Origin of the sequence: Nocardioides hankookensis (assembly GCF_042658885.1) — a bacterium.
Lineage (GTDB): Bacteria > Actinomycetota > Actinomycetes > Propionibacteriales > Nocardioidaceae > Nocardioides > Nocardioides hankookensis.
The window spans coordinates 241,972-264,291 of the sequence record NZ_JBHSRJ010000002.1 but is presented as its reverse complement, the minus strand read 5'-3'; the positions used below and the strand labels follow the sequence as shown (position 1 = coordinate 264,291).

Below are 22,320 nucleotides of genomic sequence, written 5' to 3'. Positions count from 1 at the left end.
ATGCCACCGTGCCCCCCGCGCTTCGCCTCGCGACCCCCGCCGACGCGGCCGCCTGTGCGGTGATGCACGCGGAGTGCTGGCGCGAGGCCTACGGTCCGTACGCCGATCCGGCCCTGCTGGCCGAGCGCCTCGCCGACACCGAGGGCTGGCTGGCCGCGTGGACGCGGCACCTGACGGAGGGGCCGCCGCGCGTGCTGGCCGAGCACGACGGCGAGATCGTCGGCTTCTCGGTTGTCGGCCCGGGTCGCCACCCGGGCGATGCGACCCAGGAGCTGTACGCGATCTACACCCGGCAGGCGTGGTGGGGCACCGGGCTCGGTCAGGAGCTCTGGGACGCCGTACGACCCGACGAGCCGTGCTCACTGTGGGTCCTGGAGGACAACGAGCGCGCGCAGGGGTTCTACCGTCGCAACGGCTTCGTCGCCGACGGAGCCCGCGACTTCTACGACGGGCTCGGGACCTGGGAGATCAGGATGGTCCGGCCATGAGCTACTTCGACCTCTCCGACCCGACGTTCGACGTGACGTCGCCGACGGTGCACGAGGCCCGATCGACGAGCTGGTACGTCGAGACCAACTGGGGCTGGGCGGTGCTGCGCTACGCGGAGGTCAGCGCGCTGCTGCGCGACCGCCGCTTCCGGCAGGGCAACGCGCGCTGGCCCTCCCAGAACGGCATCCACTCCGGGCTCTTCTCCGACTGGTGGCAGGAGACGCTGCTGTCGCTGGAGGGTGACGACCACGCCCGGATCCGACGGCTGCTGATGCCTGCCTTCCGCAACAAGACCATCGCGGCGATGCGCCCGCGCTTCCAGGCCCTCGCGAACGAGCTCATCGACGGCTTCGCGGAGCGCGGCGAGGTCGAGTTCGTCAGCGAGTTCGCGGAGCCGTACGCCGCGCGCATCATCTGTGTCCTGCTCGGGCTGCCCGAGGACCACTGGCACCAGGTCGCGCAGTGGGCCGACGACCTCGGGGCGTCCTTCTCGATCGACGTCGGCAACCAGGTCCCGAAGATCGAGGCCGCCCTCGACGGCCTCTACGGGTACGTCGACGAGGTGGTCGCGGACCGCACCGCGCACCCGCGCGACGACCTGGTCACCACGCTCGTGCAGGCCACCGAGGACGGCGACCGGCTCTCGCGCCACGAGCTCGGGGTCGCGCTGGTCTTCCTGGCCTTCGCCGGCATGGAGACGACCCGCAACCAGCTCGGGCTCGCCCTCCAGACGCTGCTCCGGCACCCCGACCAGTGGCGGCTGCTCGGCGAGCGGCCGGACCTCGGCGAGAACGCCGTGGAGGAGGTGATGCGGGTCAACCCGACCGTCACCTGGGTGACGCGCGAAGCGCTCGAGGACGTGGAGTTCCAGGGGCTGCACATCCCGCGGGGCGGCATCGTGCAGATGCTGTCGCACAGTGCCGGCACCGATCCGTCGGCGATGCCCGACCCCGCCTTCGACATCACCCAGCAGCGGCCGCCGCACCACGGCTTCGGCGCGGGCGTGCACCACTGCCTCGGCCACTTCGTCGCGCGCACCGACATGGCGGTCGCCCTGCCGCTGCTCGCCCGGCGGATGCCGGACGCCGTACCGGACGGGCCGGGTCAGTGGCTGCCGGTCTCCGGCAACACGGGGGCGCTGTCGTTCCCGATCAGGTTCGCGCCGCTCAGGCGAGATTGATGGTCTCGGTGGCGACGGTCGTCCGGTCGTCCACGTAGGTCAGCCTGACCCACGCCAGGCCGGCGATGGGAATGCGGAAGTGCCACGAGTAAGCGTCGCCGTCGCCACTTCCTCCGCCTCCGTTGGGGTGGATCCGACCGTACGGCCCATCGAACCTGACCCGGTCGTCCGGCCCCTGTCCCCGACCTCCCGGCATCCAGGGGTCGATCCCGAACTCGCTCGTCCACACGAACGTGAACCACAGGTAGCCCGCCTTCCGGCCCACCGGCATCCGCTCGATCTGCACGCCGTCCGACATGACTACCGCGAAGCCACCGGGGTTGTCGGGCTCCAGGACGCCTGCGGCGATCGGACCGCGGGCTGCGATCGCCCGGTCTCGCTGGTCGAGCTCGCGATACCGCTCCAGCACCGAGGCGTCGTAGTCGGGCTCGACGAACCCGAACCCGAGCCGAACGCTGAGCCCGTCTTCATCGTCGTCATCGTCGTCGTCCGACTCGTGGTCGTGCGACTCCACGAACTGCCAGGTCGCGAAGGCACCCGCCTCTTGCCAGCGTCGGTCCGCGTCGGCGGCGGCCGCGAGCTCGTCCGCGCCGAGCGGCGCCGGCAGCCGTGCGGCCAGCTCGTCCCAGTCCGTCGGGTCTGCGGCGAGGACCGAGCCGAGGACGTTCGCCAGCTGCCGCATCCTGGGTGACGGCGCGAACTCCCCGACGTGCCGTCCCCGCTCGTCATTGACGAAGGTGGCGCCGCGCTCGGTCCGCGTCGACGTGAACGCAGAGGCGGTTGCGGAGAGCGCGCCGATCGCCGCCGAGTACGGGTCTGCGTGCGACGTGTACCGCAGCGCCTCGAGCCCGTGGATCGGAAGCCAGGCGTGGTACCTCGCCAGCGCCCCGGCGGATGCCTCGTCGAAGTCGTCCTCGGCCTCCAGGCGGTCGCTAGCGGCAGCGTACCGGCGTCGCAGCGTCTCCAGTCCGGGCGGCAGGGACGTCGGCGCGCCTGACCCGAGCTGGTCGAGGACCTGTCGGACGGCCGGCTGGTCGGTCAGGCCGGCCTCCCGAGCGGCAGCCAGCGCCGCCCACTCCGCCAGGCGGCGCTGGCTCCCCGGGGGTAGGGCATCGACGGCATCCTGCAGCTCGGGAAGGGAGTGCTCCAGCGGCCGGTACCCCCGCCCTCCCGGGAGGTACGTCGTGAGGTCTGCCGGCCGGGAGATGATCGGCAGGGACCGGGACCCGTCGAGGTCGGCCCGGGAGAACCCGACACCGGCGTACGTCTCCACCATGGCCGCACCGACCGCCACCAGGTCGGGGACGTCGTCGCCGACACAGAGGCGCGCGAGCGGCCGCAGCGCCCGCGGCAGCTCGGCGAGGTCGTCCTCGTCGACGTAGGAGAGGTCGACCGTCGCCACCACCTTGCCGCGGCGGGCGCACGTCACCTGGACAGCGCCGTTCACGTTCCAGAAGATGCTGGCGGCAACCTTGGCGCCGCGCCGTGAGGCATCGCGCAGCACCTCGGCCCGCGTTCCCTCGAACCCGTTGAACTCGAAGACCGCCGCGTTGCTGCCGGTCGCCGCCACCCAGATCTCGTTCCCGAAGTCGCCGAGGTCACCCCGGATCGCGCGTTCCGAGAAGCTCTCACGAGGCAGCCCGTCTGCACCGTCGTCGGCGCCGGGCTCGTGCCCGAACGCCTGGACCACCGCGTCGGGGTCCGCCTCCGGGACGACGGTGACGCATCCGGCCACCTCGAGCTCGGACTCCGACAGCCAGGCGTAGGTCTCGACATCGACAGCAGGCATGCGCGCAGCGTAGGGCGCTACGCCGCGCGCGTCAGGCGGTCAGGTGGTGCACGTAGCACCAGCGCCAGTCCTCGCCGGGCTCGGCGGACTGCATGACGGGGTGCTGCTCCTCGTGGAAGTGCCGCGTGGCGTGCTGCTTGGGTGAGGAGTCGCAGCAGGCGACGTTGCCGCACTCGAGGCAGCGGCGCAGCGCGACCCACTGGGTGCCCTCGTCGAGGCAGGCCTGGCAGTACGTCGCGGGCTCCTCGTCGACCACGGCGTACTGCTCGAGGTCGGGGCAGAGGTCGCCGGTGGTCCAGCGGCGGACGCCGTACGCCGCGGACTCGTCGCGCTCGGCCTCCGCGCTGTCGAGCATCGACTCCTCGATGTCGAGGGTCGCGAGCACGTCGGCGATCACCTCGGAGTCGACGGTGCCCGACTTGCGGATGTCGAGGATCCGGCGGCGTTCGGCGTCGAGCATCTCGGTGCGGATCCGGTAGTAGAGCGCGGCCGGCGACTCCTGGTCGGCGGTGGTGCTGAGCCGCTCCCAGGCGGCGAAATTGCGCTGGTCGAGCCGCTGCCGGATCAGGTCGACGACGCCGGCGCGGTCGTCGTAGTCCATCTCGTCGAGCTCGTCGAGCGCGGCCTTGGACGCCTGTTGCAGCAGCGTCGCGCGGGCCAGCGCGTCGTCGAGCGGGTCGGGCGAGGGCACCTTCAGCCAGCGCGCGATCATCGGCAGCGAGAGGCCCTGGATCAGGAGGGTGCCGGCCACGACGGTGAACGCCGCCATCAGCAGCACCTCGCGGTGCGGGGTGTCCTCGTCGATCAGGAAGGCCGCGGCCAGCGTGACGACACCACGCATGCCGGCCCAGCCGACGAGGAACGTCTCGGCGATCGGTGGCCTGCGGCCGGTCGTCGGGTCGGGGCCTGGGCGGACCAGCATCCACCGGGAGATGTAGACCCACACGATGCGCAGCACGATGCAGGCGAGCAAGGTCGCGGCGCAGATGAGCGCGATCCGGCCTCCCGAGAGGTCGCTGTCGGCGAGGTCCTGGAAGAGCCACTGCGCCTGCAGGCCGATCAGCGCGAAGACGGTGTTCTCCAGCAGGAACGCGATCGTGCGCCAGTTGGTCTGCTCCGCGATCCGCGACTGCGCCGTCTGCAGCAGCGCCGACTTGTGACCGAGCAGCAGGCCGGCGACGACCACGGCGACCACACCCGACGCGTGGATCTCCTCGGCGGCGATGAAGCACGCGAACGGGATGACGAAGGAGAGCCCGACGTCGAGCACCGGGTCGGTGATCCGGTGCCGGAGCTTCGCGATGACGAAGAAGCCGACCAGGCCGATCAGCACACCGCCGCCGGCGGCGACGAGGAAGTCCCAGCCGACGTACCAGGACAGCCCGGTCGCGAGGAGCGCCGTACGCAGGGCGACAAGTGCGGTCGCGTCGTTGAAGAGCGACTCGCCCTCGAGGATCGTCACGATCCGGCGGGGCAGACCGATGTTGCGGCCGATCGCGGTGGCCGCGACGGCGTCCGGCGGCGCCACGACCGCGCCGAGGGCGAAGGCCATCGGCCAGGTGATGTCCGGCACCAGCTCGTGCACCACCACGCCGACGCCGGCCATCGTGAAGAGGACGGCACCAACCGACAGCGCCAGGATCACCCGGCGATGGGCGTTGAAGTCGCTCAGCGAGGACGAGATCGACGCCGAGTAGAGCAGCGGCGGGAGCAGCCCCAGCAGCACCACCTCGGGCTCGAGGTGGACCTGCGGCACGAACGGCAGGAACGACGCGCCGACGCCTGCGACGACCAGCAGCAGCGGTGCCGGGACGTCGACCCACCGGGCGACGACGACGACCGCGAGCACGCCGGCGGCGAGCGCGACGAGGAAGAGGGCGACATGCACCCGCCCATCCTCCCCGATCGACGTGACGGTTGGAGGTCAGGCGGGTTGCGCGACCCAGAGCATCGGGTCGCCCCAGCCCAGCTCGTCGATGCCGTGGCTGGTGAACGCGAGCGCCACCAGCGTCCGCCGGTGGGCGGCGAAGGTCAGCACGTGGGCGATCATCCCGCCGTACGTGAAGACCTCGGCGGGCTCGCAGAGCGCGTCGACGAAGGTGTCGTCGAGGCGGCCGGCGTCGACGACGTCGCGGACGTGGGAGAGGTACGTCGGACCCTCGGCCGCGAGACGTTCGCGGAGCGAGGTCACGGACTCGTGCTCCTCGACCGACCAGTCGTAGTCGCGGGTGGCGAGGGCGGCGTTCCACATGCCCATCTGGCCGACGAGGCGGGACAGGAGCGAGCGGATCGTCTGGCGGTCGTCGTCGACGTCGAGCTCGATGCGCTGGTCGAGCTGCTCGTCGCTGAGCCGCTCCGCGACGCGGATCATCTCGCCGGTCAGCCAGACGTGGTGCTCGACCATCTTCGTGAGGAGGTCCATCGGTGTCACCTGGTCTCTCGCCGGCAGCCGGAGGCCGCCGGGTGGGTGGAAGTGCACGCCGCTGGGTGCCTCGACCTGGAGGTGGCCGGGCTTGCGGCGCCAGGCGGACGGCGGGACGCCGTACGCCTTGGTGAAGGCGCGGGTGAACGCCTCGTGGGACCCGTAGCCCGCCTCGACGGCGATGTCGAGGAGCGGGGCGGAGGTCGTGATCATGCGGTACGCCGCGCGCTCCAGCAGGACGCGTCGACGGAACGCCTCGGGCGGCTCCCCCGCGATCGACCGGATCATCCGGTCGAGGTGGTAGCGGGAGAAGTGCAGCCGGGCGGCGCGTTCGTCGGGACCCACGTCGTGGTCGTCGAGCGCCTCGGCGAGGTGGTCGACGAACCCTGCGAAGAGATCCGGAGCGGTGGTCATGTCAACGATGATGCTGGCAACGCGGACCCCCGCGCTTGATCGTGCTTGCGTAGCCTGCGCGTGTGGTTGCCCTGCTGCTCGTGCCGAGCCCGCTGCTCGGTCCTGCTACCTGGGCGCCGGTCGCCGAGCTGCTCGACGCGCGGGTGGCGGCCGTCGACGACGTGATCGCGGCGGCAGCGGACCTGGACGACGTCGTCCTGGTGCCGCACAGCAACGCCGGCCTCCACGCCCCGCGCCTCGCCGCCGCGGTCGCCGCGCGCGCGACCGTGTACGTCGATGCGGCGCTCGCCGGCGACGGGTCGGACGTGGGGCTGGCGCCGCCCCGGTTCCTGGACTTCCTGTCCGGCCTGGCCGACGCGGACGGCGTGCTGCCGCCGTGGACGCAGTGGTGGGACGAGGACCAGGTGCGGGGCCTCTTCCCCGACGCCGCCACCCGTCGCCGCGTCGAGGCGGAGCAGCCCCAGCTGCCGCTCACCCACTTCCACCACCGGGTGCCGGTCCCGGCCGGCTGGGCCGACCGGCCGTCGGCGTACCTCGCCTTCGGCGACACCTATGCCGACGAGATCGCCTTCGCGCACGCGCACGGCCGGCCGGCGCACCGGCTCGACGGCCGGCACCTGCACCAGCTGGTCGACCCCGTCGCGGTCGCTGCGACGATCACGGACCTGGTCGCAGCGCTCTGATCCGGGCGTCGAGGTCGCGCCGGTTGTCGCGGCGCACGACCACCTCGACGACCTCGATCCCGCCGTTGGGGCTGGCGAGCGCCTGCTCGAGCTCGGCGAGCGAGCCGACCCTCCAGTGCGGCGTGCGGGTCGCGGCGCAGAGGGCGGCGAGGTCGACGCCGTGGGGGGTGCCGAACAGCTTCTCGAAGCGGTCGTCGTACGCCGGCGCACCCTGCTCGAGCATCGTGAAGATCGAGCCGCCGTCGTCGTTGACGACCACGATCGTCAGGTCGGGGACGGGCTCGCCGGGGCCGATGACGAGGCCGTTGGCGTCGTGCACGAAGGTCACGTCGCCCATCAGCGCGAACGCCCGCGTCGTCCCCGGGCGTGCCAGTGCCGCGCCGATCGCGGTGGAGATCGTGCCGTCGATGCCGGCCAGGCCGCGGTTGGCGATCACCTTGCGGCGCGCGCCGACCTCGTAGCGCGGCACCATCAGGTCGAGGTCGCGGATCGGGCTGGACGCGCCGACGACGAGCAGTCCCCCTGCAGGCAGCGCCCGAGCGACCGCCCCGGCCACCTCGTGCGGCGTGACGTCGGGCTCGGCGGCGAGCAGCCGGTCGAGCTGTCGCGAGACGCTGGCGTCCGCGTCGTGCCACTCCGCCAGCCAGGAGGGGTCGTCCGCACCGGCGGCATGGGGGACGACGGGCAGCCGCTCGTCGACCGGGAACGGCCGCTCGGTCCACGCGCCCCGCGACGGGGTGTCGACGACCTGGACGTCGTCGCGGGCGAGCAGCCGACTGACCGGTCGCGACAGCGTCGGGTGCCCGCAGACCACGACCCGCTCGATCCGCTCCCCCAGGTCGCCGTCGAGCAACAGCCGGTAGGTGCGGATGGCGTTGTCGCCCGTGCGCGACCCGCTCGACGGCTCCGCGAGCAGCGGCCAGCCGCCCGACTCGGCGAGCTGCCGGGCGCGCGGTCCCGCGTCGTCGCCGGCGACCACGACGGTCCGCGGTCCGGCCTCGAGGGTGACCACGACAGCGGGCTCGGCCCGGACCGGGGGCGGGCCGGGGGTGACGTCCGGCTCCCAGGCACCGTCGGGCAGCAGCGGCTCGTCGAGCGCCACGTTGACGTGGACGGGAGCGAGGGAGGACAGGTCGACCGAGGCCGCGTCCTGGGTCGCGACGAGCGGGCCGAAGACGCCGACCTGGTCGGTGGTCTGGTTGGCGTTGGTGCCGCGCAGCCGGGCCGGCCGGTCGCCGGTCACGACCACCAGGGGCAGCCCGGCGTGGGCTGCCTCGAGGACGGCGGGGTGCAGGTTGGCGACCGCGGTGCCGGAGGTGCAGACGACCGCGGCGCGGTTGCCGTTCTTGGTCAGCCCGAGGGCGAGGAAGCCCGCGGTGCGCTCGTCGATGCGGGTGTGCAGCCGGAGCAGGCCCGCAGCGGCCGCGTCGTACGCCGCGAAGGAGAGGGGTGCGTTGCGCGACCCGGGCGCGACCACTACCTCGGTCACGCCCGCCTCGACCAGCGCGGTCACGACGGAGCGGGCGAGGTCGGTGGCGGTCACGAGGAGCGATCCTGCCGTAGGGCTCGCACCTCGGCCAGCCGCGCCTCCCAGTGGGCGACCCGGTCGGGGTCGGCGTGCACCAGCGACTCGTCGAGCACCGGCAGCCGCACCGGCAGCGCCCCGTCGACCGGCAGCAGCGGCTCGGTGACGACGTCGGACTCCAGGAGCTGGACGGTCGCCAACCCACACGCGTAGGGCAGCTCCGGCAGGGCCGCGGCCAGCGCGACCCCCGCCGCGATCCCGATCGACGTCTCGAGCGCCGACGAGACGACGACCGGCAGGCCGATGTCCTCGGCGATCCGCAGGCAGGCGCGGACGCCGCCCAGCGGCTGCACCTTGAGGACGGCGACGTCGGCGGCCTCGAGGTCGCGCACCCGGTAGGGGTCCTCGGCCCGGCGGATGGACTCGTCGGCCGCGACCGGTACGTCGACGCTGCGGCGCACCCGCGCCAGGTCCTCGACGGTCGCGACCGGCTGCTCGACGTACTCCAGGCCGCCGGCGGCGCGGTCGAGGACGGGGATGCTCGCGACCGCGGCGTCGAGGTCCCAGAGCCCGTTGACGTCGATCCGGACCCGGCCCTCGGGGCCGATCGCGTCGCGCACCGCCTCGAGCCTGGCCTGGTCGTCGGCCAGGGACTGGCCGGGCTCGGCGACCTTCACCTTCGCGGTCCGGCAGCCGCCGCGGAGCACGATCGCGTGCGCCTGCTCGGGACCGACGGCCGGCACGGTGACGTTGACCGGGACGGTGTCGCGCACGGGGGCCGGCCAGTCGCCGGCGGCGGCTTCCTCGGCGCAGCGCAGCCACGGTTCGGCGACGGCCGCGTCGTACTCCAGGAAGGGGCTCCACTCGCCCCACCCGGCCGGACCGGGGAGCAGCACACCCTCACGGACGGTGATGCCGCGGAAGCGGGTGCGCAAGGGCAGGCTGTAGACCCTCACGCCATGCTCCGCAGGGTCACCCGGTCGGGCTTGCCGTTGGGCAGCAGCGGGATCGCGTCGAGCTCGACGAGCTGCCGCGGCGCCCACGACCGGGCGTGCGTCTCGCCGACCCAGCCGCGCAGCTCGTCGAGCGACACGTCGCCGACCACGAAGGCGACGAGCCGGTTGCCCCACTCCTCGTCGGGGACGCCGAGCACCTCGGCGGCGGCGACGGCGGGGTGCTCGCGCAGCCGGGCCGCGACCGCCGGGGCCGGCACGTTGACGCCGCCGCTCACCACGACGTCGTCGACCCGGCCGAGCACGTGCAGCCGCCCGTCCTCGTCGAGACGGCCGGCGTCGGAGGTCAGGAACCAGCCGTCGACCAGCACCTCGGCGGTCGCGACCGGGTCGCCGGCGTACCCGTCGAAGAGCGTCGGTCCTGCGATTCGGATCCGGCCGCCGGCGTCGAGCGCGAGCGCCACGCCGTCGAGGGCGTAGCCGTCGTAGACGCAGCCACCCGCGGTCTCCGCGGAGCCGTACGTCGCGACGACGTGGACCCCCGCGTCCGCGGCACGCTGCCGCAGCCCGGGGTCGATCGGGCCGCCGCCGAGCAGCACGGTGCGGAACCCGCGCAGCGCCTCGGCGTCGGTGTCCAGCAGCCGGTGCAGCTGCGTCGGCACCAGCGAGACGTAGTCGGCCTCGCGGGCGGCCTCGGCGAACGACGCGTGCTCCTCGAGCAGCACCGGCGGGTACCCGGCGACCAGCGAGCGGCAGACGACCTGCACCCCGGCGACGTACGACGCGGGCACGGCCAGCAGCCAGCGACCGGAGCCGCCGAGCCGGCGGGCAGACGCCTCCACCGACGCGAGCACCGCGGCCCGCGAGAGCACGACCCGCTTCGGCGTACCGGTCGACCCGGAGGTCTCCACGACCCACGGGTCCGGGTCCTCGGAGGCCAGCCACCCCTCGAGCTCGCGGACCGCGTTAATCACGCGACCGACAGTAGTGGGGCGTGATCGGATGGCGACGTGCCGTCCCGCCTCGACCGGTTCCTGCCGCCCACGCCACTGGCGCGGCGGCTGTCGGTGCAGTCGGTGCTCTACGCGATCGGCGAGGGCGCCTTCATGACCGGGAGCGCGGTCTTCTTCACCCACATCGTGGGGCTGACCGCCGCCCAGGTCGGTCTCGGGCTGACGGTCGCCGGGGTGTTCGCGTTCGCGTTCGCCGTGCCGCTGGGCCGGCTCGCCGACCGCATCGGACCCAAGCGGCAGTGGGCGATCGGCGCGTCCCTGACGGCCGCGCTCTACCTGCTGTGGCCGTTCATCGGCGGGTTCTCGACGTTCCTCGTGATGGTCGTCGTCCTCGAGCTCGCCCAACGGGCAGGGTGGTCGGGCCGCGGCGCGTACACGCTCGACGTCTTCCCGCACGACGAGCGGGTGCGCTCGATGGCGTTCATGCGGGCGGCCCTCAACATCGGCTTCACGATCGGTGCGCTCGCCGGCGGTCTCGCGCTGGCCTTCGACAGCGACGCCGTGATCCGCGCGATGCCGTGGGTCACCGCGTGCGTCCTGGCGCTGAACGCCTGGTTGATCACCCGGCTCCCGGACGCGGCGCACGACCACCCGGCCGAGGCCCCGGTCGAGAAGGCGGTCGGCTCGAGCGCGCTGCGCAACCGGGGCTTCCTGGTGCTCAGCGCGTGCAACGGCGTGCTCGAGACCAACCAGGTGCTGCTCAACATCGTGATCCCGCTCTGGCTCGTGCAGGAGACCGACGCCCCGCACGTGCTGCTGGCGTGGCTCTTCGGCACCAACACCGTGCTCGCCGTCCTCTTCCAGGTGCCCGCCGCCCGGGGCGTGAACTCCGTCGACACCTCGCTGCGCGCCGCCCGGATCGGTGGGGTGTTCTTCGTGGTCTCCTGCCTCATCGTGCTGGTCACCCACGACACCCTGGGCTGGACCACGATCCTGCTCGTCTGGCTCGGGCACGTCACCGTCACCGGCGCCGAGCTCTTCGAGTCGGCCGCGCACTGGGGCTTCCTCTCCGAGCTCTCCGAGCCCGACCGACGCGGCGAGTACCAGGGCGCCAGCCAGCTCGGCGAGACGCTCGGCAGCGTCTGGGCTCCCGCGGCGTACACCTTCCTCGCGATGGAGTGGGGCACCCCCGGCTGGCTGACGATCGCCGGCATCGTGGTCGTCGCCGTGCTCGTGATGACACCCGCGGCCCGGTCCGCGGAGCGCTACCTGGCGCGCACCCAGCAGCCGACGGCTGCTTGAATCTCCCTTCGTGGCAACTCCCTCCCAGTGGCTCGCCGGCGCGCGACCGCGCACGCTTCCCGCTGCTGTCTCCCCCGTCCTCGCCGGCACCGGCGTCGCGGCGTACGTCGACAGCCCCGTGTGGTGGAAGGCGCTGCTCGCCCTCGTGGTCGCCCTCGCCCTCCAGGTGGCGGTCAACTACGCCAACGACTACTCCGACGGCATCCGCGGCACCGACGCGGACCGGGTCGGGCCGCTGCGGCTCGTCGGGTCCGGGACCGCGTCCGCGGCGGCGGTGAAGCGGGCGGCGTTCCTGGCCTTCGGTGTCGCGGCCGTCGCCGGCCTGGTCCTGGCCGCCACGACGGCATGGTGGCTGGTGGCCGTCGGTGTCGTCTCGGTGCTGGCCGCGTGGTTCTACACCGGCGGCTCCAAGCCCTACGGCTACCTCGGCCTCGGCGAGGTGATGGTCTTCGTCTTCTTCGGCCTGGTCGCCGTCGTCGGCACGACGTACGTCCAGACCGAGACGTGGGAGTGGGCCTCGCTCTGGGCCTCCGTCGGCATCGGGGCCCTGGCCTGCGCGATCCTGGTCGCCAACAACCTGCGCGACATCCCGACCGACACGGGCGCCGGCAAGCGCACCCTGGCCGTGGTGCTCGGCGACCGCCGCACGCGCCTGCTGTACGCCGTCCTGGTGGTCGTCGCAGCCGCTGCGGTCGTCGCCGTCGCGGTCGTCACCTCGTGGTGCGTGCTGGTCGGCCTCGGGTTCCTGGTGCTGGCGCTGCCCGCGACCCGCACCGTCCTCGGCGGCGCCGTCGGCCCGGGCCTGATCCCGGTGCTGCAGCAGACCGGCCTCGCCGAGCTGCTCTGGGCGGTGCTGGTCACCGCCGCCCTCGTCGTCTGCGGCTGACCCACCAGAGCCGACGTACGCTGACCCCATGCTCTGGGTGATCCTGCTGGTCGTGGTGGTGGCTGTGCTGGCCTACCGGTTCCGCGCGCCGCTGCTGGCGAAGATCCTCGGCCAGGACCGGTCCCGGATCGACCGGCAGCTCAACCGCCGCAAGGACTGAGCCAAGCCTCAGACGTCGTCGTCGACGTCTTCCTTGGCCCGCATCTCCTCGATCTTGCTGGTCATCGCCTCGGCGCGGGTCTGCACCCGCCGGGCGAGCGCCTCGCGCTGGTGGTTGAGCAGGAAGTAGGAGCCCATGCCGCTCATCAGGAACGACGCGACGATCACCCACAGCCAGAGCACGTCACCGCCGACCAGCGCCCACACGCCGCCGATGATCGCCAGCGACGCCAGGAAGAGCACGATGCGCAGCGAGGTGTAGACCCAGAACTCCTTCACGGGCCCAGGGTAGATCGTGACCACCCGGGTCCTACCCTGGAGGGGTGCTGAAGTTCCTCCTGGTCGTGATCCTGATCGCGGTCGCGGTCTACCTGACGACCCGCGCGATCCAGCGTCGCGGCATCGCGCCCGCTCCGAAGCCGCGACCGCGGCGCGCGGAGCCGCCCCGCTTCGTGGGTCCGGACGACGACCCGGACTTCCTCCGCGACCTGGACCGCAAGCGGAAGCACCCCGAGGATCCCGCCGAGTAGCGCGTCCGCCGACCCGCTAGCGCTGGAGGGTCTCCGCCGAGATCGGCGCGGGAGCGCCTCCGGCGTACGAGTGCTGCGAGGTCGTCGAGAAGTAGTTGATCCCGATGAAGTTGAACCACAGCGTGGCGACGCCGACCAGGGCCAGGATCGCGGCGTTGCGCCCCTTCCAGCCGGCCGTCGTGCGGGCGTGCAGGTAGGCCGCGTAGACGACCCAGGTGATGAACGCCCAGACCTCCTTGGGGTCCCAGTTCCAGTACGACGACCAGGCCTGGTGGGCCCAGATCGGCCCGGTGATCAGCACCGCGAAGGTCCACACGGGGAAGCCGAAGGCGTGCAGCCGGTAGGCGACGCGGTCCAGCGCCTCGGGCTGGGGCAGCCGCGCGACGTAGCCGCTCTCGGCCGACGCGCCCCGGGCCACGGACCGCGCCTTGACCAGGTAGAGGGCGGAGGTGATGCCGCCGAGGGTGAACGCGCCGGTCGCGATGATCGCGGACACGACGTGGATCACCAGCCAGTACGACGAGAGCGCCTCGGTCAGCGGCGCGACCGGCGAGTACAGCCAGATCACCGCGACCATCAGGATCGTCAGCACGAAGGCGAGCACGATCGGCGCCATCCAGGCGAGCCGGAACTTGCGGTAGAGCACGACGTAGAGGAACGCGACCACGAAGGTGCCGGTCAGCGTGAACTCGTACATGTTGCCCCACGGCACCCGGTTCGGGTCCGCGGCCATCCCCCGCGAGAAGAGGGACACGAAGTGCACCGCGACCGCGAGGCAGGTGACCAGGTAGCCGAGCCGGCCGAACAGCGCCGTACGACGTGCGCGGTCCTCGACCTCGTCACCGTCGGGTCCGGTCGCGACCGCGACGCCGCCCGGGATGTCGACCGACTCGGTCGCCGCCGCACCGGACGCGAGCGGCACCTTGCGCAGCGAGGCCCACTCGACGAGGTGGGCCAGCAGTGCGAGGAAGTAGAGCAGTCCCGCAGCGGCGATCGCCTGGTTGCTGAGACTCTCCCACGCTGCGTCGGTCACGACTCGTCCTCTCGTTGGTGCTTCTGTCCCTGCAGGGTGGCCACCAGCTCGTCGACGACGACCGCGACGTCGCCGCCGCCGGACCGGTCGAGCGCGGCCACCTCGACCAGTGTGCCGTCACCCTCGCGACGGGCGCGAACCCACACCCGCCGGGGCCGGATGAAGAGCGACCCGAGCAGGCCGATCAGCGCCATCACCACGCCGGCCAGCGCGATCCACTTGCCGGGGGTCTGGCTGATCTGGATCTTGTTCCACTGCTGCACGCCGCCGGGGACGCCGTCGACCTTCTCGAAGGTCACCGACCCCAGCCCGTTCGGCAGCTTCTGGGTCTCGCCGGGCCGCAGGTCGACGCGGTACGGCGTGCCGTTCTTCTTGGTCAGCATCGTCGTCTTGCTCTTGTCGAGCGCGTAGACCGACTGCGGGACGCCGTCGTCCATGCCCAGGTCGCCGGTGTAGACGAGCATCGAGACCATCGGGTCGAGCGGCTTGCCGAGCAGCGAGTAGTAGCTGCCGGTCTGCTGCGAGAAGGCGACGGTCGGGTAGAACTCACCCTCGAGCCCGATCTGGGTCGGCTCCGCGTCGGCGGCCTTGACGACGCCGATCGACTGGAAGCTCTGGCTGGTCGGGAGGAAGATCGTCGGGCCGCTCTGGACGACGTTGCCCTCACCGTCGCGGACCGTGATGACCGGGGCGTAGCCGTGCCCGATCAGGAAGATGTCGGTGTTGCCGATCGTCAGCGGGTGGTTGACCCGCAGGTCGTAGCTCTTCTCGGGAGCGTCCAGCGACTCCTGGTACTTCAGGTGCGACTGGAAGCCGCGCGCCATCCCCGCCCGCGGTCCCGTGGTCAGCCAGTCGACGTCGAAGTCGTCGATCGAGAAGGAGAACGGCTCCATCCGGTCGGCCTGGAAGAGGCTGCCCGGCTTGAACTCGTCGTACTGGTCGGCGGTGTTGGCGAAGCCGTACTGGTCGCCGACCAGCATGATCACGCCGCCCTTGTAGCCGAGCAGCCCGCCCATCGCGAAGCCGACCAGCACGACCAGCACCGACAGGTGGAAGACCAGGTTGCCGACCTCGCGCAGGTAGCCGCGCTCGGCGGATACGGCCTCCGTCCCGTCGCTGAGGCGGTAGCGACGACGCTTGAGCAGCCGCTGGGCACGCTCGAGGACGACCTCGGGCGCGTCGGTGGTCACGTACGACGCGTGGTCCGGCAGCCGACTCAGGTTGCTCGGTGCCGTCGGCGGCTTCGCGCGCATCCCCTTCCAGTAGTGGAAGGTGCGCGGCACGATGCACCCGACCAGGGAGATCATCAGCAGGATGTAGATGGCCGAGAACCAGGCCGAGTCGTAGACCGAGAAGAGCCCGAGCCGCTCGTAGACCGGCGTGAGCTTCGGGTGGTCGGACTGCCAGTTCGAGGTCTTCAGCGCGTCGACACCGGTCTGCGGGATCACGGAGCCCGGGATCGCCGCCAGCGCGAGCAGGAGCAGGAGGATCAGCGCGGTCCGCATGGACGTGACCTGGCGCCAGACCCACCGCAGCAGCTCGCGGAAGGTCAGCTCGCCGGGACGGCGGTCGTCCTCGGGCGGTCGCGTGGAGAGGGCGGTGCTCACAGGGCCTTCCTCATACGGCGGTCTCCGTCGACGTCACCAGCTGCACCTGGATCCACGTCACGAGCTGGTCCCACCAGCCGGTCAGCAGCAGCACCCCGACGGCGATCAGCATCAGCCCGCCGGCGCGCATCACCCACACCTGGTGGCGGCGCACCCACCCGATCGCCGACAGCGCCTTCTCGTACGCGAGCCCGGCGAGGATGAAGGGGATGCCGAGACCGAGCGCGTAGACGGCGGAGAGCAGCGCGCCCCGGGCCGCCGTGGACTCGGTGAAGGAGAGGCTGGTGATGGCGGTCAGCGTCGGCCCGATGCACGGCGTCCAGCCGAGGCCGAAGAGGAAGCCGATCACCGGGGCGGCGGCGAGGCCGACGGCCGGGAACTGGTGGACGCGTACGTCGCGCTGCAGGATCGGCAGCCAGCCCGCGAAGGCCAGGCCGAGGACGATCATCACGATCGCCAGCACGGTGGTGATCTGGTCCTGCCACTCGAAGAGCCAGGACCCGAGCGCGCCCGAGGCGGTGCCGAGGATGACGAAGACGGTCGAGAAGCCGAGCACGAAGAGCACGGACCCCAGGAACATCCGGCCGCGGCGGGTGCCGGCGACGCCGTTCGCGAGGTCGGCACCCGAGAGACCGGTCGCGTAGGAGAGGTAGCCCGGCAGCAGCGGGATCACGCACGGGGAGAAGAACGACACCAGGCCGGCGACCAGCGCGACCGGGATCGCCAGCACCAGGGAGCCGGACAGCGCCGTCTCCTGGAACCAGTCAGCCATCCGAGTTCCCGCCGTCGTCCCCGGCGACGTCGTCGATCACGTCGAGGAGCGTCTGCTTGCTCGGCACCGGCCCGGTGATGACCGCCGCGACCCGGCCCTCGTCGTCCAGGAAGATCGTGGTGGGGGTGGCCGCCATCGGCGCCTTGCCGGCGAAGGCGAGGCCGACCTTGCCCTGCACGTCGTACACGGACGGGAAGTCGGCGCCGACCCGCTTCATGAAGGACAGCCCGTTCTCCGGGCTGGAGTCGCGGACGTTGATGCCGAGCACCGCGGCCCGGTCACCGAGCTCGGGCGACACCTCACCCAGCATCGGCATCTCGGTGCGGCAGGGACCGCAGCCGGACCACCACTTGTTCACGACGAGGACCTTGCCGAGGTAGTCCTCGGACGAGATCGGGTCCCCGGTCAACGACGTGCCCGAGAACGTCACGGGGTCGTCGCGGTCGGCGGGGTCGATGACCTGCACGCTGCCGTCGCCGCTGATGTAGCCCTTGTTGCCGGTCGCGCCCAGGGAGGTGCAGGCGGTCAGCGCGAGCAGCAGCGGGGCGGCCACGCCGAGAAGCATCCGCTTCGGTGTCGACCAGTGGGTCACGGGCGCTGCTCCTCGGGCGCGCCACCGGCCGAGAAGGGCGCGTTCTTGTCCTTGACCGGGATCAGGTCGCCGGCGGGCTCGGAGTAGCTGACCTGGGTGATCCGGTCGCCGACGAAGTGCAGCGAGGTCAGCGAGCACAGCGTGCACTGACGGCGGCGGGGGTCGTGCAGCTGGCGGCGGCCCTCGACGTGCAGCCGGGTCGTCCAGATGGGCAGCTGGTGGGAGACGATGACCGCCTCGTGACCGACCGCGGCGGCGCGCGCGTCCTCGACCGCCGCCATCATCCGGGCGACGATCTCCTTGTGCGGCTCGCCCCAGGAGGGCCGGGCCGGGTTGTAGAAGTGCCGCCAGATGCTGGGCCGCTTGATGATCGACCAGGCGCCCTGGCCGAAGCTCAGGCCCTCGAGCTTGTTGGCGGACTCGATGACCCGCTCGTCGGTGACGATCTCGAGGCCGCGGGCCTCGGCGAGCGGGCGCGCGGTCTCCTGTGCACGCTCGAGCGGCGACACGCGCATGTGCACGATGTCGCGGTCACCGACGCTCTCCGCGATCCGCTCGGCCATCCGGTTGCCGAGGTCGGAGAGGTGGAAGCCGTCGCGACGCCCGTAGAGGATGCCCTCGGGGTTGTGCACCTCGCCGTGGCGCAGCAGGTGGACGATCGTGTCGGGGGTCTGGCTCACAGTCATCTCCTACGCCTGGGCGGCTGCGGCCGCGCGGGCGGCGCCGGGCAGAGCGTCGAGCACGGCCTGCACGGCGCGGTCGTCGTGGGCAGCGGACAAGAACCACGCCTCGTACGCCGACGGCGGCAGGTAGACCCCCGCGTCGAGCATGGCGTGGAAGAAGGCGGCGTACGCCGAGGAGTCGGTCGTCGAGGCGTCCTCGAAGTCGCGGACGCGACCGCCGTCACCGGCGGTGAAGAAGATCGAGAACATGGTGCCGGTGGCCTGGACGACGTGCGTGACGCCGGCGGCGGTCAGCGCCTCGGAGGCGGCGGCCCTGATGGTGTCGGCGGCGGCACCGATGTGGGCGTAGACCTCGTCGGTCGCGAGGCGCAGCGTCGCGAGGCCGGCCGTGGTGGCGATCGGGTTCCCCGACAGCGTGCCGGCCTGGTAGACGGGCCCCTCGGGCGCCAGCCGCGACATCACGTCGGCGCGGCCACCGAAGGCCGCCGCGGGGAAGCCGCCGCCCATCACCTTGCCGAAGGTCACCAGGTCGGGGCGCCAGCCCTCGACCGCGCCGTCGAGACCCCACTGGCCGAGCTTGCTGGCCCGGAAGCCGGTCATCACCTCGTCGCTGACGAAGAGCGCCCCGTTGCGGACGCAGGTCTCGGCCAGGAAGTGGTTGAACCCGGGCTCGGGAGGGACGACGCCCATGTTGCCGGGGGCGGCTTCGGTGATCAGGCAGGCGATCCGGTCGGGGTACTCCGCGAAGACCTTCTCCACCGCGGCCCGGTCGTTGTAGGGCAACACGAGCGTCAGCTCGGTCGACGACGCCGGGACGCCGGGCGTGCCCGGCACCGCGAAGGTCGCGAGGCCGGAGCCGGCGGAGGCCAGCAGCGAGTCGACGTGGCCGTGGTAGCAGCCGGCGAACTTCACGACGACGTCGCGACCGGTGAAGCCGCGGGCCAGCCGGATCGCCGACATGGTGGCCTCGGTGCCGGAGGACACGAAGCGGACCCGCTCCACCGGCGTGCGGGCCACGATCTCCTCGGCGAGCTCGACCTCGGGCTCCGTGGGCGCGCCGTACGACGTGCCGCGCGCGACCGCCTCGGCGACCCGGGCCTGCACCTCGGGGTGGGCGTGCCCGAGCAGCATCGGCCCCCACGAGCAGATCAGGTCGACGTACTCGTTGCCGTCGGCGTCGGTGATCCAGGCACCCGCCGCGGAGCGGATGAAGCGGGGGGTGCCGCCGACCGCGTTGAAGGCCCGGACCGGGGAGTTCACGCCGCCGGGCGTGACGGCTCGTGCCCGCTCGAAGAGGGCAGCACTGGCGGTGGTCGGTCGGGGCACCGGCCCATTGTCCCCGAGGACGCCAACCGACCCCAGTCGAGGGCCGTCGGGCGGCCCGCAGGGGTGGGCCAGGCCACGTCGCCGGCCGCTGTCGGGTGGCGTTCTGCAACGGGTTTCACCGTCACGACCTGCGGGAATGGTCGTCACACCGACGAACGGCTGCACCAGACCGGCAAGCGACGTACCGTAACTGGTGGAGGATCCGGTCGTTTGATGTCCGTCACACCGAGTGCTGAGGGAGCACCGGGTCCGAGGGAGCAGGAGCAAACGGAATGACCAGGTCGACTGATGCCCGTGGGGGGCGCTTCGGGCGTGGCCACAAGGTCATGGCGCTGATCCCCCTGGCCGTGCTGTCCGTCGCCTGGACGGCGAGCATCGCCACGACGGGTGCCGGTACGGCGCTCGCCGACGCGACCACCGACCCGCAGCTCCCCGACGGCACCAGCCTCCCGACCGAGGCCATCGAGGTCCCGGCCAGCGTCTCCGCCGCCGGTGGCGTCGCCCCCGGCATCACCGGTGACGTGCAGCAGGCCGTCGCCACCGCCTCGACCTCCGGCATCCCGGCCGCCGCGCTCGCGGCCTACCAGCGCGCCGAGACCGTCATCAACTCCGCCGACCCCGGCTGCCACCTCTCCTGGCAGCTGATCGCGGCGATCGGCCGGGTCGAGTCCGACCACGGCCGCACCAACGGCAACACCCTCGACGCCCAGGGCGTCGCCACCCCCGGCATCTACGGTCCCCCGCTCAACGGCGGCGACGGCACCAGCCGGATCTCCGACACCGACGCCGGCCAGTACGACGCCGACACCACCTGGGACCGCGCGGTCGGCCCGATGCAGTTCATCCCCTCCACCTGGTCGGTGGTGGGCGTGGACGCCGACGGCGACGGCCAGCGCAACCCGCAGGACGTCGACGACGCGGCACTCGCGACCGCGGTCTACCTCTGCTCCGGCGGCGACGACCTCGGCACCACGGCCGGCCAGCGCTCCGCCGTCCTCCGCTACAACCACAGCCAGTCCTACGTCGACCTGGTGCTCTCGATCATGGCCGCCTACCTCGACGGCGAGTTCACCTCGGTGCCCAACGGCGTCACCTCGGCGGGCTACGTGGTCCCGCAGCTCCCGCAGACGACCGGCGGCAAGGGACACCACCCGGGCAAGGGCCACCACGGCGGCCACACCGGCGGGAGCAACACCGACCCGGGTGACAGCACCAGCGAGCCGACCGCCAAGCCGACCACGAAGCCGACCACGAAGCCGTCCTCCGGGCCGAGCCTGCCGTCGACCCCGACCGACGGGCCGAAGCTGCCGCTGCCGACCCTGACGCTGCCGCCGCTGCCGTCGACCTCGATCTCCCCGGTCGACCAGCTGCTCACGCAGGTCCAGGCCCGCGCCCAGTGCCTGCTCGACGGGTACGTCGACAACCTGCTGCGTGCGGACGACCCGTACGACCAGTGCGTCTACGCCTACACGCACTAGCGCCTGGCGGTGGTTTCGAGACGGTTGCCAGCGCAACCTCCTCAACCACCGTGCCGGTGGTTGAGGAAGGCGCGCTAGCGCCTGTCGCGAAACCAGCTCGTCCAGCGCGCGATGAGCCGTGCGGCCTCGGCCGCCCATCCGCTTTGCACGCACGTGCGTTCAAGATGAACACCCGTGCGTGCAAACACGCCGCGTCGACGTGCCAGCCCGCGAGTGCGCAAGCCCTCGCCGGTTGAGGTGCGAGGCGCGCCAGCGCAACCTCCTCAACCACCGTGCCGGTGGTTGAGGAAGGCGCGCTAGCGCCTGTCTCGAAACCACCACTCAGCGCGCGATGAGCCGCGCAGCCTCGGCCGCCCATCCGCTTTGCACGCACGTGCGTTCAACATGAACACCCGTGCGTGCAAACGCCGCGTCGAGGTGCCAGCCCGCGAGTGCGCAAGCCCTCGCCGGTTGAGGTGCGAGGCGCGCCAGCGCAACCTCCTCAACCACCGTGCCGGTGGTTGAGGAAGGCGCGCTAGCGCCTGTCTCGAAACCACCACTCAGCGCGCGATGAGCCGCGCGGCCTCGGACGCCCAGTACGTGAGCACCACGTCGGCGCCGGCGCGCCGGATCGACGTCAGCGTCTCGATGATCGCCGCCTCGCGGTCGATCCAGCCGTGGGCAGCGGCGGCCTCGACCATGGAGTACTCGCCGGAGATGTTGTACGCCGCCACCGGGACGTCGACCGCGTCGCGCACCTGGCGCAGCACGTCGAGGTAGGCGAGGGCCGGCTTCACCATCACGATGTCGGCACCCTCGGCGACGTCGAGCAGCGCCTCGCGCACGCCCTCGCGGGCGTTGGCGGGGTCCTGCTGGTAGGTGCGCCGGTCACCCTGGAGCGAGGAGTCCACGGCCTCGCGGAAGGGGCCGAAGAAGGCGGACGCATACTTCGCGGAGTAGGCGAGGATCGAGACGTCGGTGTGCTCGGCGGCGTCGAGGGCGGCCCGGACCACCGCGACCTGGCCGTCCATCATGCCGCTCGGGCCGACCATGTCGACGCCGGCGTGCGCCTGGGCGCGAGCCATGTCGGCGTACGCCTCGAGGGTGCGGTCGTTGTCGACCTTGCCGTCGGGGGTGAGCACGCCGCAGTGGCCGTGGTCGGTGAACTCGTCGAGGCACAGGTCGCTCATCACGGTGAGCGCGTCACCCACCTCGGCCACCACGTCGGTGATCGCGAGGTTGAGGATGCCCGCCGGGTCGATGGCGCCCGAGCCGGTCGCGTCCTTGCTCTCCGGGATGCCGAAGAGCATCACGCCGCCGAGGCCGAGGTCGGCGGCCTCCGCGACCGCCTTCAGCAGCGAGTCACGGGAGTGCTGGACGACGCCGGGCATCGACGAGATCGGCCTCGGCTCGTCGATGCCCTCGCGCACGAACAGCGGCAGCACCAGCTGGCGCGCCTCCAGGGACGTCTCGGCCACCATCCGGCGCAGGGCCGGGGTGGTGCGCAGGCGGCGCGGCCGGACGGTCGGTCCGGTCACGGGAGGAACGCCGTGCTCGCTCATCCC

The 22,320-nt window shown here is 72.2% G+C and carries 22 protein-coding genes; 8 read left to right on the top strand and 14 right to left on the bottom strand.

Annotation, left to right across the window (positions count from 1 at the left end):
* Positions 1–8 precede the first annotated feature (8 nt).
* Both ACFPYL_RS04185 and ACFPYL_RS04180 read left to right on the top strand, forming a co-directional pair.
* Positions 9–488, top strand: a complete 480-nt coding sequence (locus ACFPYL_RS04185) for a GNAT family N-acetyltransferase (RefSeq protein ID WP_379150644.1) — start codon at positions 9–11, stop codon at positions 486–488.
* Positions 485–1,669 (top strand): cytochrome P450, encoded by a 1,185-nt coding sequence (locus ACFPYL_RS04180; RefSeq protein ID WP_379150641.1) that lies wholly within the window; start codon positions 485–487, stop codon positions 1,667–1,669. Before ACFPYL_RS04185 ends, ACFPYL_RS04180 begins: the two co-directional genes overlap by 4 nt.
* Here the strand turns inward: ACFPYL_RS04180 and ACFPYL_RS04175 are convergent.
* From ACFPYL_RS04175 to ACFPYL_RS04165, 3 genes are read right to left on the bottom strand one after another with little or no spacing between them, the layout of a single operon-like run.
* Complete coding sequence (locus ACFPYL_RS04175; RefSeq protein WP_379150639.1) at positions 1,656–3,458, bottom strand: DUF6461 domain-containing protein; 1,803 nt, start codon at positions 3,456–3,458, stop codon at positions 1,656–1,658. The genes ACFPYL_RS04180 and ACFPYL_RS04175 overlap by 14 nt on opposite strands.
* Positions 3,459–3,489: 31 nt before the next feature.
* Positions 3,490–5,346, bottom strand: a complete 1,857-nt coding sequence (locus ACFPYL_RS04170; protein WP_379150637.1) for a cation:proton antiporter domain-containing protein — start codon at positions 5,344–5,346, stop codon at positions 3,490–3,492.
* Positions 5,347–5,382: 36 nt separating this feature from the next.
* The gene (locus ACFPYL_RS04165) at positions 5,383–6,294 is read right to left on the bottom strand and encodes a helix-turn-helix domain-containing protein (protein ID WP_379150635.1); all 912 of its coding nucleotides are present in this window, start codon (positions 6,292–6,294) and stop codon (positions 5,383–5,385) included.
* A gap of 62 nt (positions 6,295–6,356) precedes the next feature.
* On the opposite strand from ACFPYL_RS04165, the gene ACFPYL_RS04160 reads away from it, so the two are divergent.
* Positions 6,357–6,977 (top strand): hypothetical protein, encoded by a 621-nt coding sequence (locus ACFPYL_RS04160; RefSeq protein ID WP_379150633.1) that lies wholly within the window; start codon positions 6,357–6,359, stop codon positions 6,975–6,977.
* On the opposite strand, the gene menD is transcribed toward ACFPYL_RS04160, so the two are convergent.
* Genes menD through ACFPYL_RS04145 form a run of 3 tightly spaced genes read right to left on the bottom strand, consistent with a single transcriptional unit; the run spans position 6,952 to position 10,429 of the window.
* Positions 6,952–8,520, bottom strand: coding sequence for a 2-succinyl-5-enolpyruvyl-6-hydroxy-3-cyclohexene-1-carboxylate synthase (menD, locus tag ACFPYL_RS04155; RefSeq protein ID WP_379150631.1), 1,569 nt, complete (start codon positions 8,518–8,520; stop codon positions 6,952–6,954). The genes ACFPYL_RS04160 and menD overlap by 26 nt on opposite strands.
* Positions 8,517–9,458 (bottom strand): o-succinylbenzoate synthase, encoded by a 942-nt coding sequence (locus ACFPYL_RS04150; protein WP_379150629.1) that lies wholly within the window; start codon positions 9,456–9,458, stop codon positions 8,517–8,519. Before ACFPYL_RS04150 ends, menD begins: the two co-directional genes overlap by 4 nt.
* A complete protein-coding gene (locus tag ACFPYL_RS04145; protein ID WP_379150627.1) occupies positions 9,455–10,429 on the bottom strand; it encodes an AMP-binding protein in 975 nt (324 codons plus the stop codon). Before ACFPYL_RS04145 ends, ACFPYL_RS04150 begins: the two co-directional genes overlap by 4 nt.
* 36 nt (positions 10,430–10,465) lie before the next feature.
* Between ACFPYL_RS04145 and ACFPYL_RS04140 the strand changes: the two genes are divergently transcribed.
* Genes ACFPYL_RS04140 through ACFPYL_RS04130 form a run of 3 tightly spaced genes read left to right on the top strand, consistent with a single transcriptional unit; the run spans position 10,466 to position 12,756 of the window.
* On the top strand, positions 10,466–11,710 hold the full coding sequence (locus ACFPYL_RS04140; protein WP_379150625.1) for an MFS transporter: 1,245 nt from the start codon (positions 10,466–10,468) through the stop codon (positions 11,708–11,710).
* Between the two features lie 10 nt (positions 11,711–11,720).
* Positions 11,721–12,596, top strand: a complete 876-nt coding sequence (locus ACFPYL_RS04135; protein WP_379150624.1) for a 1,4-dihydroxy-2-naphthoate polyprenyltransferase — start codon at positions 11,721–11,723, stop codon at positions 12,594–12,596.
* 28 nt (positions 12,597–12,624) lie between these two features.
* A complete protein-coding gene (locus tag ACFPYL_RS04130; RefSeq protein ID WP_379150622.1) occupies positions 12,625–12,756 on the top strand; it encodes a hypothetical protein in 132 nt (43 codons plus the stop codon).
* Positions 12,757–12,764: 8 nt separating this feature from the next.
* On the opposite strand, the gene ACFPYL_RS04125 is transcribed toward ACFPYL_RS04130, so the two are convergent.
* Entirely contained in the window at positions 12,765–13,034 is a 270-nt protein-coding gene (locus ACFPYL_RS04125; RefSeq protein ID WP_379150620.1) for a DUF4229 domain-containing protein, read from the bottom strand.
* A gap of 44 nt (positions 13,035–13,078) precedes the next feature.
* Between ACFPYL_RS04125 and ACFPYL_RS04120 the strand changes: the two genes are divergently transcribed.
* Entirely contained in the window at positions 13,079–13,285 is a 207-nt protein-coding gene (locus tag ACFPYL_RS04120) for a hypothetical protein (RefSeq protein WP_379150618.1), read from the top strand.
* 16 nt (positions 13,286–13,301) lie between these two features.
* On the opposite strand, the gene ccsB is transcribed toward ACFPYL_RS04120, so the two are convergent.
* The 6 genes from ccsB to hemL are packed head-to-tail and all read right to left on the bottom strand — an operon-like array spanning position 13,302 to position 19,298.
* Entirely contained in the window at positions 13,302–14,318 is a 1,017-nt protein-coding gene (gene ccsB / locus ACFPYL_RS04115; protein ID WP_379150616.1) for a c-type cytochrome biogenesis protein CcsB, read from the bottom strand.
* A complete protein-coding gene (gene resB / locus ACFPYL_RS04110) occupies positions 14,315–15,925 on the bottom strand; it encodes a cytochrome c biogenesis protein ResB (RefSeq protein WP_379150613.1) in 1,611 nt (536 codons plus the stop codon). Before resB ends, ccsB begins: the two co-directional genes overlap by 4 nt.
* Positions 15,926–15,935: 10 nt before the next feature.
* Positions 15,936–16,697 carry a cytochrome c biogenesis CcdA family protein gene (locus ACFPYL_RS04105; protein ID WP_379150611.1) on the bottom strand — a complete coding sequence of 254 codons (762 nt, stop codon included), beginning with the start codon at positions 16,695–16,697 and terminating at the stop codon, positions 15,936–15,938.
* On the bottom strand, positions 16,690–17,289 hold the full coding sequence (locus ACFPYL_RS04100) for a TlpA disulfide reductase family protein (protein ID WP_379150609.1): 600 nt from the start codon (positions 17,287–17,289) through the stop codon (positions 16,690–16,692). Before ACFPYL_RS04100 ends, ACFPYL_RS04105 begins: the two co-directional genes overlap by 8 nt.
* Positions 17,286–17,975: a histidine phosphatase family protein gene (locus ACFPYL_RS04095; protein WP_379150607.1), complete on the bottom strand. Its 690-nt coding sequence runs from the start codon at positions 17,973–17,975 to the stop codon at positions 17,286–17,288. Before ACFPYL_RS04095 ends, ACFPYL_RS04100 begins: the two co-directional genes overlap by 4 nt.
* A gap of 3 nt (positions 17,976–17,978) precedes the next feature.
* A complete protein-coding gene (gene hemL, locus ACFPYL_RS04090; RefSeq protein ID WP_379150605.1) occupies positions 17,979–19,298 on the bottom strand; it encodes a glutamate-1-semialdehyde 2,1-aminomutase in 1,320 nt (439 codons plus the stop codon).
* Positions 19,299–19,624: 326 nt separating this feature from the next.
* Here hemL and ACFPYL_RS04085 point away from each other — a divergent pair, with 326 nt between their 5' ends.
* Entirely contained in the window at positions 19,625–20,776 is a 1,152-nt protein-coding gene (locus tag ACFPYL_RS04085) for a lytic transglycosylase domain-containing protein (RefSeq protein WP_379150603.1), read from the top strand.
* Between the two features lie 539 nt (positions 20,777–21,315).
* On the opposite strand, the gene hemB is transcribed toward ACFPYL_RS04085, so the two are convergent.
* Positions 21,316–22,317, bottom strand: coding sequence for a porphobilinogen synthase (gene hemB / locus ACFPYL_RS04080; protein WP_379150601.1), 1,002 nt, complete (start codon positions 22,315–22,317; stop codon positions 21,316–21,318).
* Positions 22,318–22,320: the final 3 nt, after the last annotated feature.

Excerpts from the sequence above, each read along its gene's own strand:
- ACFPYL_RS04180 (WP_379150641.1), top strand. The coding sequence starts at position 485 with ATGAGCTACTTCGACCTCTCCGACCCGACGTTCGACGTGACGTCGCCG.
- ACFPYL_RS04175 (WP_379150639.1), bottom strand. The coding sequence starts at position 3,458 with ATGCCTGCTGTCGATGTCGAGACCTACGCCTGGCTGTCGGAGTCCGAG.
- ACFPYL_RS04165 (WP_379150635.1), bottom strand. The coding sequence starts at position 6,294 with ATGACCACCGCTCCGGATCTCTTCGCAGGGTTCGTCGACCACCTCGCC.
- ACFPYL_RS04130 (WP_379150622.1), top strand. The coding sequence starts at position 12,625 with ATGCTCTGGGTGATCCTGCTGGTCGTGGTGGTGGCTGTGCTGGCCTAC.
- ACFPYL_RS04105 (WP_379150611.1), bottom strand. The coding sequence starts at position 16,697 with ATGGCTGACTGGTTCCAGGAGACGGCGCTGTCCGGCTCCCTGGTGCTG.
- ACFPYL_RS04095 (WP_379150607.1), bottom strand. The coding sequence starts at position 17,975 with ATGACTGTGAGCCAGACCCCCGACACGATCGTCCACCTGCTGCGCCAC.
- ACFPYL_RS04085 (WP_379150603.1), top strand. The coding sequence starts at position 19,625 with ATGGCGCTGATCCCCCTGGCCGTGCTGTCCGTCGCCTGGACGGCGAGC.
- hemB (WP_379150601.1), bottom strand. The coding sequence starts at position 22,317 with ATGAGCGAGCACGGCGTTCCTCCCGTGACCGGACCGACCGTCCGGCCG.